At 71.7% G+C, this 9,702-nt stretch carries 10 protein-coding genes; 8 read left to right on the plus strand and 2 right to left on the minus strand.

Annotation, left to right across the window (positions count from 1 at the left end; all coding sequences use genetic code 11):
• Window positions 1–48: 48 nt before the first annotated feature.
• Together ABD355_RS38960 and ABD355_RS38965 are read left to right on the plus strand one after the other, a co-directional pair.
• Window positions 49–708 carry a TetR/AcrR family transcriptional regulator gene (locus ABD355_RS38960; protein ID WP_344405845.1) on the plus strand — a complete coding sequence of 220 codons (660 nt, stop codon included), beginning with the start codon at window positions 49–51 and terminating at the stop codon, window positions 706–708.
• Window positions 709–1,021: 313 nt separating this feature from the next.
• The gene (locus ABD355_RS38965) at window positions 1,022–2,194 is read left to right on the plus strand and encodes an acyl-CoA dehydrogenase family protein (protein ID WP_344405846.1); all 1,173 of its coding nucleotides are present in this window, start codon (window positions 1,022–1,024) and stop codon (window positions 2,192–2,194) included.
• Here the strand turns inward: ABD355_RS38965 and ABD355_RS38970 are convergent.
• Window positions 2,157–2,405 carry a hypothetical protein gene (locus ABD355_RS38970; RefSeq protein ID WP_344405848.1) on the minus strand — a complete coding sequence of 83 codons (249 nt, stop codon included), beginning with the start codon at window positions 2,403–2,405 and terminating at the stop codon, window positions 2,157–2,159. The genes ABD355_RS38965 and ABD355_RS38970 overlap by 38 nt on opposite strands.
• A gap of 139 nt (window positions 2,406–2,544) precedes the next feature.
• Between ABD355_RS38970 and ABD355_RS38975 the strand changes: the two genes are divergently transcribed.
• Window positions 2,545–3,645, plus strand: a complete 1,101-nt coding sequence (locus ABD355_RS38975; RefSeq protein ID WP_344405849.1) for an Rv3169 family protein — start codon at window positions 2,545–2,547, stop codon at window positions 3,643–3,645.
• A gap of 12 nt (window positions 3,646–3,657) precedes the next feature.
• Window positions 3,658–4,755: a phosphotransferase family protein gene (locus tag ABD355_RS38980; RefSeq protein ID WP_344405850.1), complete on the plus strand. Its 1,098-nt coding sequence runs from the start codon at window positions 3,658–3,660 to the stop codon at window positions 4,753–4,755.
• Between the two features lie 10 nt (window positions 4,756–4,765).
• On the opposite strand, the gene ABD355_RS38985 is transcribed toward ABD355_RS38980, so the two are convergent.
• The gene (locus ABD355_RS38985) at window positions 4,766–5,200 is read right to left on the minus strand and encodes a hypothetical protein (protein ID WP_344405851.1); all 435 of its coding nucleotides are present in this window, start codon (window positions 5,198–5,200) and stop codon (window positions 4,766–4,768) included.
• 267 nt (window positions 5,201–5,467) lie between these two features.
• On the opposite strand from ABD355_RS38985, the gene ABD355_RS38990 reads away from it, so the two are divergent.
• The 4 genes from ABD355_RS38990 (at window position 5,468) to fxsA (ending at window position 9,583) form a co-directional block, all read left to right on the plus strand.
• On the plus strand, window positions 5,468–5,908 hold the full coding sequence (locus ABD355_RS38990; protein WP_030946711.1) for an Lrp/AsnC family transcriptional regulator: 441 nt from the start codon (window positions 5,468–5,470) through the stop codon (window positions 5,906–5,908).
• Between the two features lie 78 nt (window positions 5,909–5,986).
• Window positions 5,987–7,597: an amidohydrolase gene (locus ABD355_RS38995; protein WP_344405852.1), complete on the plus strand. Its 1,611-nt coding sequence runs from the start codon at window positions 5,987–5,989 to the stop codon at window positions 7,595–7,597.
• Window positions 7,598–8,134: 537 nt separating this feature from the next.
• The gene (locus ABD355_RS39000) at window positions 8,135–8,929 is read left to right on the plus strand and encodes a polyprenol monophosphomannose synthase (RefSeq protein WP_344405853.1); all 795 of its coding nucleotides are present in this window, start codon (window positions 8,135–8,137) and stop codon (window positions 8,927–8,929) included.
• A 96-nt stretch (window positions 8,930–9,025) separates the two neighbouring features.
• Window positions 9,026–9,583, plus strand: a complete 558-nt coding sequence (gene fxsA / locus ABD355_RS39005) for an FxsA family membrane protein (protein ID WP_344405854.1) — start codon at window positions 9,026–9,028, stop codon at window positions 9,581–9,583.
• Window positions 9,584–9,702: the final 119 nt, after the last annotated feature.

Genomic DNA, 9,702 nt, shown 5'->3' on the forward strand with positions numbered 1-9,702 from the left:
CTGACATACTGCGGATGTCCCGCAGCCTGCCCGAGACCAGGGTCGAAATTGAAGATCAGCGAACAGAGAGACGCCACCCGACCCCGGGCGCGCGGCACCGAGCGCTCGCTGGCGCGCCGAGCCGAACTTATCGCCATCGGGCGGAAGTTGTTCGCCGACAGGTCGTACGACGCGCTCTCGATGGACGACATCGCACGGCAGGCGCATGTCGCCAAGGGGCTGATCTACTACTACTTCCAGTCCAAGCGCGGCTACTACCTGGCGATCATCAACGATTCGGTCGCCGACCTGGTCACCTTCGCGGCGAGCGAGGTCGAACTGGAGCAGTTGGACCGGGTCCATCGCACGATGGAGGGCTATCTGCGCTACGCCGAGCACAACCAGGCGGCCTTCCGTGCGATCGTCAGCGGCGGCGTCGGCTTCGACGCCGAGGTGCACGCCATCCGGGACGGAGTGCGTGAGGCGATAGTGGCGACCGTCGCCGAAGGGGCGTACGGCCGCACGGACATCGCACCGCTGGCCCGCATGGGCCTGTTCGCCTGGGTGTGCGGCGTGGAGGGCGCCACCCTCGACTGGATCGACCGCCCCCAGCTGTCCCGCGAGCAGCTGCGCGAACTCCTGGTCAAGCAGCTCGGCGGCGCCCTGCGCGCCATCGAGGAACTGGACCCGGCCTACCCCACTCCGGCCCCGGCCCGCCGCGACGCCTGAGCGAGGGGCGAGGGCTCCCGCAGGCCCAGCTGTTTTCTACGTCACCTCCCTCGCGCCGAGGCCCGGGCGTGCCCCGTCACGTTCCGCTGAACATCGCATGCAGTCAGTGGCCGGGATATTCTTGAAGTGAGCGGTCGTTAACTGGTGACGGGATGCCTGCAATCGGGCATACTCACAGCGCACAGCCGCTGGTCAGCAGCTTCCGAGACCCGGGAGAGCGGAGCATCGGCCGGCCCAGGAAAGACCCGGCGGAGCCGCCCACACCCAAGGCGCACGTCGGCCGATGTGCCCGAACAGGGAGGAGAGCGTCGCCATGCCCGACCGCGCCCCGCAGCCGGTGGACCGTCAACTGCCCACGGACGAGGCCCGGGATCTGATCTCGCTCGTCCGCGACATCGCCCAGCGCGAGATCGCCCCGAAGGCGGCCGAGGAGGAGGACGCCGGACGCTTCCCGCGCGAGGTCTTCACGCTGCTGTCGGAGTCGGGACTGCTCGGCCTGCCGTACGACTCCGAGTACGGCGGCGGCGACCAGCCCTACGAGGTCTATCTCCAGGTCCTCGAGGAGCTCGCCGCGGCCCGCCTCACCGTCGGCCTCGGCGTCAGCGTGCACACGCTCGCCTCCTACGCGCTCGCCGCCTACGGCACCAAGGAACAGCAGGTCGAGCACCTGCCCGCGATGCTGGGCGGCGGCCTGCTGGGCGCCTACTGCCTGTCCGAGCCGTCGTCAGGATCAGATGCCGCCTCTCTTCGTACGAAGGCGGTGCGCGACGGCGAGGACTGGGTGATCACCGGCACGAAGGCCTGGATCACACACGGCGGGATCGCCGACTTCTACACGGTCATGGCCCGTACGGGGGAGGAGGGGCCGCGTGGCATCACCGCCTTCCTGGTCCCGGGCGACACCGAGGGCCTGAGCGGCGCGCTGCCCGAGAAGAAGATGGGCATGAAGGGCTCACCCACCGCGCAGGTGCACCTCGACGGGGTCCGCGTCCCGGACGAGCGGCGCATCGGCGAGGAGGGCCAGGGCTTCGCGATCGCCCTGTCCGCGCTCGACTCCGGCCGGCTCGGCATCGCCGCCTGTGCGATCGGCCTCGCCCAGGCGGCGCTGGACGAGGCGGTCGCGTACGCCACCGGGCGGCAGCAGTTCGGGCGGCCCATCGCCGACTTCCAAGGGCTGCGCTTCATGCTCGCCGACATGGCGACCCAGATCGAGGCGGGCCGGGCCCTGTATCTGGCGGCGGCGCGGCTGCGCGACGCGGGGCGGCCGTTCGCCAAGCAGGCGGCCATGGCCAAGCTGCAGTGCACGGACACCGCGATGAGGGTGACCACGGACGCCGTCCAGGTCCTCGGCGGGTACGGCTACACGGCGGACTTCCCGGTGGAGCGCTATATGCGCGAGGCCAAGGTGCTGCAGATCGTCGAGGGCACCAACCAGATCCAGCGCATGGTCATCGCCCGTCACCTTGCGGGTCCCGAAACGCGCTGAACTGCCCTCTGGTGACCTGCGGGGCCGCCAGCCTGATCCACTCCGGGTCGTGGCGGCCCGGCAGGGTGCGGCCCCGGTCGGCCCAGGCGCGCATCAGGGCGCGGTAGATCGGCGGGTCCTGCAGATGCGGCGGCACCGGCAGGGCCGTTCCTGCGGGCGGCGGAACGAACACGCGGCGCTGACGCCCGATCACGGAATAGGTGGGGGTCATACCAGGGCAACGCGGAGGTAGGCGGACAGGTCACCCATCCGCGGAATCGAGCGTGAGTTCCCGGACGTCCGGCTCCCTCTCTGGCCTCGGCCAGCCGTCTGACGTACCGTCAGCCCAGCCGTCTCCAGGGAGGTTTGGCGTGGCCGACGACCGCCCCGTACCACTCGACGAGTACCCCGTGCACCAGGTCCCGCTGTCCATGAAGCACGTGGCGACCGGGGACCGGAACGCCTACGACCGCTGCATCTTCCACGTCCTCGACCACGAGGGGCACGCCCTGCTCATCGTGGGCCTCGGGGTCTACCCCAACCTTGGCGTGATCGACGCGTACGCCACCCTGCGGACCGGGGACGCCCTGCACGCCGTGCGCGCCTCCGACGCCCTCGGTGAGGACCGTATGCGGCTCGCCGTCGGCCCGCTCAGGATCGAGGTCGAGGAGCCGTTGCGACGGCTGCGGCTGGTGGGCGACGACGACCTGTTGTCGTACGACCTCACCTGGACCGCCGCCTTCCCCGCCCTGTGGGAACCCCACCACCTCCAGCGCCGCGGCGACCGCCTCACCCTCGAAGGGCGCCGTTTCGTCCAGGCGGGCCGCGTGGAGGGCGTGATCCGCGCCGCGGGTGAGGAGTTCCGGGTCGCCACCGGCGGGTGGACCGGCACCCGCGACCGCAGCTGGGGCGTGCGGCCCGTACCGGGGGAGGAGGGCGGCCGCCTCGCGGAGGAGCATCCGGCCGAGGGCTTCCACTGGCTGTGGTGCCCGGTGCGCTTCGAGGACCGCTTCCTGATGGTCATCGTCCAGGAGGACGCCGACGGCTACCGCTCCCTGAACGACGCCACCCTGGTGCGCCCCGGCCATCGCGACCGCCAACTCGGCTGGCCCCAGCCCGAGATCACCTACCGCTCCGGCACCCGCCACCCGGACCGCGCCCTCATCCACCTCGGCGACCTGCGCAAACCGCAGGAACTTGAGGTCGAGATCCTCACCTCCTCGCCGCTGGCGATCGGCGCCGGCTACCCGCCCGCCGACGACTGGCAGCACGGCACCTGGCGCGGCCGCGGCTGGACGGACCGCCGTACCTACGACCTGACGCAGCCGCACGCCCTGGCCGCCTACGGGGTCACCGACCATGCCGCCCGCTTCCGGCTGGACGGCCTGACGGGCCACGGCATCTTCGAGCACGGCTCGTTCGGGCGGCACGATCCGAGCGGGTTCACGGACTTCACTTCGGTCGCACCGTAGGCGGTATGTGACATGGCACCCACTGCACCCCGCCCCCGCACCACCACCCGGGACCCGGAGGAGCTCGCCCGCCGCCTCACCGCCTGGCTCTCCACCCGGCTGCCCGGCGCCAAGGCGGCCGGAGTCACCGTTCCCGAGTCCAACGGCATGTCCAGCGAGACCCTGCTCTTCGACATCGAGCACCCCGAACCACCCGTGCGCCGCTGCGCGTTGAGGCTCGCGGCTGACCCGGCGGCGTACACCGTCTTCCCGGTGTACGACATGCCGCGCCAGTACCGCACGATGCGCGTCGTGGCGGAGCACTCGGACCTGCCCGTGCCGAAGGTGCTGTGGCTGGAGGAGGATCCAGGACCGCTCGGGGCGCCCTTCTTCGTGATGGAGCGCGTCGAGGGCCGCGTGCCGCCCGACGTCATGCCCTACACCTACGAGGGCAACTGGCTGCACGCGGCGAGCGACGCCGAGCGCGAGCACCTGGAGGCGGCCTCGATCGGCCTCCTGGCCCGACTGCACGACCAAGTGCCGCCGAAGACCGCGGAGTTCCTCGCACTCCCCGGCGAGGGCGACGCCTTGCGCCGCCATGTCACCGCCCAACGCGCCTACTACGACTGGGTCGTCGACGGACGCGCCCGCTCACCCCTCATCGAGGCCGCGTTCGACCGCCTGGAGGAGCTCTGGCCGAACGAGCCGGGCACACCGGTGCTCAACTGGGGCGACGCACGCATCGGGAACGTCGTCTACGACGGCTTTGAGCCCGCCGCCGTCCTCGACTGGGAGATGGCCGCCCTGGCCCCGCGCGAGGTCGACCTCGGCTGGACCGTCTATCTGCACCGCTTCTTCCAGGACCTCACGGTCGCCTTCGGCCAGCGCGGTCTGCCGGACTTCCTGCGACGCGACCGCATCGAGGCCCGCTATGCCGAACTCACCGGCCACACACCGCGCGACATGGACTTCCACACGCTGTACGCCGCCCTGCGGCACGCGATCGTGATGCTGCGGGTCGCCTACCGGCAGGTGCACTTCGGTGAGGCAGCCGTTCCGGCGGATCCGGACACACTGATCCTGCACCACGGCAGCCTGCGGGCCATGGTGCAGGGCAGCTACTGGAACTGACCGAGGCGGTTCAGGCGGCCTGGCGGCGCATCGCCGGCACCCGCATCGGGCGCGAGCCCGGTCCGCCGACGTGCGAGAACGGCTGCGTCCGCCAGTCGAGTCCCTGAGGGAGCGTCAACAGGAGGGCGGTGTCCTGCTCCTGGGGCTCGGCCGACTCGTCCGCGGAGCGGGCGTCGGCCGCCCTGCGGCCGGTGCCGGCGCAGACCGTGAGGCCGAACGGGTTCCACGGCGAGGCGCACAGCGCATGCTCCGGCAGGACCTGCTCGTCCGCCAGCAGGGCGATGGGCTGCGCGCAGTCCGGGCAGATCACCCGGTACATCTCGAAGGTGTCGTACGCGTCGAGTTCGTCCTCGAAGGCGTCGGGTTCGACGCCCTCCGGCTCGGGCTCGACGACGGCCTGGAGCCGCTTGGGTGCGGTACGACCAGGGCGCTTAAGACTTTGCATGGGTTCTCCCCCTCGGGCTGGGCCGTTCGGGCACTGCGGCCTCGACCACAGCAAGCACTTCCCGCCCCGTCTCGGCGGTAATCACGAGAGCATCACGGAGACGTCTCGGCGGCTGTGTCCTTCGTCACATGCCGCCCGCAGGTGCCCGCGGCGGACGTTTTGTCCCTCGGACGGCTCACAGACAGCTCTCGGGCACATCACAAAGCGGGTATGACCTGGACTGCTCAGGTATCGGAGGAGATCAAGCGCACTGTAGGTTCTTGCGTCATGGAGGAGCTGGACCGTCAAATCGTGCAGCTGCTCGTCAAGGACGGGCGGATGAGCTACACAGACCTGGGCAAGGCCACGGGCCTGTCCACGTCGGCCGTGCACCAGCGGGTGCGCCGGCTCGAACAGCGTGGCGTCATCCGCGGCTATGCCGCGGTGGTCGACCCGGAGGCCGTCGGGCTGCCCATGACCGCGTTCATCTCGGTCAAACCCTTCGACCCCAGCGCCCCCGACGACATCTCGGACCGCCTGGCCGGGGTGCCCGAGATCGAGGCCTGCCACAGTGTCGCGGGCGACGAGAACTACATCCTCAAGGTGCGCGTGGCCACACCGCACGAGCTGGAGGAGCTGCTGGCGCGCCTGCGCACGCTGGCGGGCGTCTCCACGCGTACGACGGTGGTCCTCTCCACGCCGTACGAGGCACGACCGCCGCGGATCTGACCCGCCCGAGGGCAGAACGGCCGGGACGAGGCCGACCTGCGTGCCGGACGGTCCCGGTGACGCGCGAGACTGTTCCCCATGAGTGAGCGCAGCCCCGAGCCGAAGACCGTCCTGCTCCGCCGTGGAGAGGTCCACAGCCCCGCCGACCCCTTCGCGACCGCGATGGTCGTGGAACGCGGCCAGGTCGCCTGGGTCGGTTCCGAGGGCGCCGCGGACGCTTTCGCGGACGGTGTCGACGAGGTGGTCGACCTGGACGGCGCCCTCGTCACTCCCGCCTTCACCGACGCCCATGTGCACACCACCTCCACCGGCCTCGCGCTCACCGGCCTCGACCTGTCCGACGCACCCTCCCTGGAGGCCGCTCTCGCCCGGGTGCGGGACTTCGCGGCGGCCCGCCCGCAGGACAAGGTGCTGCTCGGGCACGGCTGGGACGCCGCCCGCTGGCCCGGCGGCCGGCCCCCGACGCGCGCGGAACTCGACGAGGCCACCGGCGGCCGTCCCCTCTATCTCTCCCGTATCGACGTCCACTCGGCGGTCGTCACCACGGCCCTGCTCGACCTGGCCCGCGGTGTTGCCGCGGCGGACGGCCCGCTGACCGCCGACGCCCATCACGCCGTACGAGCCGCCGCGTTCGCAGCAGTGACGCCGGCCCAGCGCACCGAGGCACAGCGCGCCGCGCTCGCGCATGCCGCCGCTCTGGGTATCGGCTCGGTCCACGAGTGTGCGGGACCGGAGATCTCCTCCGAGGACGACTTCTCCGGTCTGCTCCGGCTCGCGGCCGAGGAGCCGGGACCGCGAGTGATCGGCTACTGGGCGGAACGGGCCGAAGAAGGGGTGGAGAAGGCGCGCGAACTGGGCGCGGTGGGCGCCGCCGGTGACCTCTTCGTCGACGGTGCCCTCGGCTCGCACACCGCCTGTCTGCGCACGCCGTACACCGACGCCGACCACGCGGGCACCGCCTACCTGGATGCCGCCGCGGTGGCCGCCCATGTCGTGGCCTGCACCGAGGCGGGCCTGCAGGCGGGCTTCCACGCGATCGGTGACGCGGCCGTGACGACCGTCGTGGACGGTGTGCGGGCCGCCGCCGAGAAGGTCGGCCCGGCCCGCGTCCGCGCCGCCCGCCACCGTGTCGAGCACGCCGAGATGCTCACCCCCGAGACGATCGCGGCCTTCGCCGAGCTGGGACTGACCGCCTCCGTGCAGCCCGCCTTCGACGCCCTGTGGGGCGGCGAGGACGGCATGTACGCCCAGCGCCTGGGCGCCGACCGGGCGCGCACCCTGAACCCCTTCGCGGCCCTGCTCAGGGCGGGTGTCCCGCTCGCGTTCGGCTCCGACAGCCCGGTCACGCCGCTCGACCCGTGGGGCACGGTCCGCGCCGCCGCCTTCCACCGCACGCCCGAGCACCGCGTCTCCGTGCGGGCCGCGTTCACGGCCCACACCCGCGGTGGCTGGCGGGCGATCGGGCGGGACGACGCGGGCGTCCTGGTGCCCGGCGCGCCCGCGGACTACGCCGTGTGGCGCACCGACGAACTGGTGGTCCAGGCCCCCGACGACCGGGTCGCCCGCTGGTCCACCGACCCCCGCTCCGGCACCCCCGGCCTGCCCGACCTCAGCCCCGGCCGCGACCTGCCGGTCTGTCTTCGCACCGTGGTCGGCGGGCGGACGGTGTTCGTACGGCCGGGCGAGTGATCTCCCGGGGTGGCGCGGCGCCGATCGACGCCCCCGGCGGCGTCGCACGACCTGCGTATCCTCCGCCCTGACCAGGGCATTGATGCAAAATGCGCAGGTCAAACGGCTGTTGACAGCCGATGGCAGGGGGCCGGTAGGTTCGGCCGAGTCCACCACCGGACGCCCGACCGGGGAACTTCCGCGCACTCGTCGCAGCGCCGCTGGGTCAGGGACGGTGTGCCGCACCGGGGCACCGCCACTGGGAGCCAGGCTCAGCGCCCGCGCCGCGACGGGAGGAGAGCTCAGGCCGGTCGGGGAGGTGTGACCCGGGTGGGGCCCGGGCTCAGTAGACAACGGCTTTCGGTCGACCCGCAGCCAGCGGGCCCCAGGTCGGCCCGAAGGGCGCCGGGCCCCCATCCGTAGCTCCGCGAACCTGCCCGAAAACGCGCTCTTACCCCGCTCTTGTGGAATCGACACCACTATACGAACGTCCTGTCACGTCATCGCAGGCCGTGGCCACTATGGTGGACGTCTGCGTACGGACACGAAGGGGCAGCAGTGAACGACGGCGACGGGACCCTCACGGCAAAGGCCCAGGGGAGGCAGTTCGGCCCGCTCGGCACGGCCTTGGTGATCATTCCGACCTACAACGAGGCCGAGAACATCAAGTCCATCGTCGGCCGGGTGCGAAAGGCGGTCCCCGAGGCTCACGTCCTCGTGGCCGACGACAACAGCCCCGACGGCACCGGCAAGCTCGCCGACGAACTGGCCGCCGAGGACGACCACGTCCAGGTGCTGCACCGCAAGGGCAAGGAGGGCCTCGGCGCCGCCTACCTCGCGGGCTTCCGCTGGGGCCTGGACAACGGCTACGGCGTGCTGGTCGAGATGGACGCCGACGGCTCCCACCAGCCCGAGGAGCTGCCCCGGCTGCTCACCGCGCTGAAGAGCGCCGACCTGGTCCTCGGCTCCCGCTGGGTGCCCGGCGGCCGGGTGGTGAACTGGCCCAAGAGCCGTGAGTTCATCTCCCGCGGCGGCAGCCTCTACTCCCGCCTCGCCCTCGCCCTGCCGCTGCGCGACATCACCGGCGGCTACCGCGCCTTCCGCCGCGAGACCCTCGAAGGCCTCGGGCTCGACGAGGTCGCCTCCCAGGGCTACTGCTTCCAGGTCGACCTGGCCCGCCGCGCGGTCAAGGCCGGCTACCACGTCGTCGAGGTGCCCATCACCTTCGTCGAGCGCGAACTGGGCGACTCCAAGATGAGCCGCGACATCCTCGTCGAGGCCCTGTGGCGGGTCACGGCATGGGGCGTGGGCGAGCGGGTCGCCAAGGTCACGGGCCGCGGCAAGAAGGCCTGACCCTCGTCCGTCCGCACACGGCCCGCGTATGGTCTCACCGGCACGGTTGATCATTCGCTTATGCCGCACTGAGGCGGGCCCAGGCACACTGGACGCATGACGACAGGTGCTCCGACCCCCACGTATCCCGCCCGGCCCCGGCGCTCCCGGCTGCGGACCTTTCTGCCGCTCGGCGTCGCGGCCTGGCTGGTGCTGGAGATCTGGCTGCTGACCGTGGTCGCGGGCGCCTCGGGCGGGTTCACCGTGTTCCTGCTGCTGCTCGCGGGTTTCGTGGGCGGAGCGGCAGTGATCAAGAAGGCGGGCCGGCGCGCCTTCCAGAACCTCAACGAGGCGCTGCAGCGCGGCGGCACCCCGCAGAGCGGCGGGGGCAACGGCCTGTTGATGCTCGGCGGTCTGCTCCTGATGATCCCCGGCCTGATCTCGGACGCGGTGGGTCTGCTTCTGCTGATCCCCCCGGTCCAGAAGGCCCTGAGCCGCTTCACCGAGCGCACCCTCGACCGCAAGCTGCGCGAGGCCGGTCCCGGCAGCTTCGGTGACGCCTTCCAGCAGGCCCGCATCCACCGCCCCGACGGCAAGGTCGTCCAGGGCGAGGTCATCAGGGACGAGCCGGAGGGCGGCGCCCCGCAGGGCCCGCGACCGCCGCTGACCCACTGAGAACGCGGCAGGACACACGACTGCGGGCGTCCACGTGAAACCACGTGGACGCCCGCAGTCGCTTGCGTGCGTAGTTGGTCCGCCCGACCCCGGCAGGAACTAGGCCGACTTGCGGCTGT

Source organism: Streptomyces longisporus (assembly GCF_039532765.1).
In the GTDB taxonomy this organism is placed as follows: domain Bacteria; phylum Actinomycetota; class Actinomycetes; order Streptomycetales; family Streptomycetaceae; genus Streptomyces; species Streptomyces longisporus.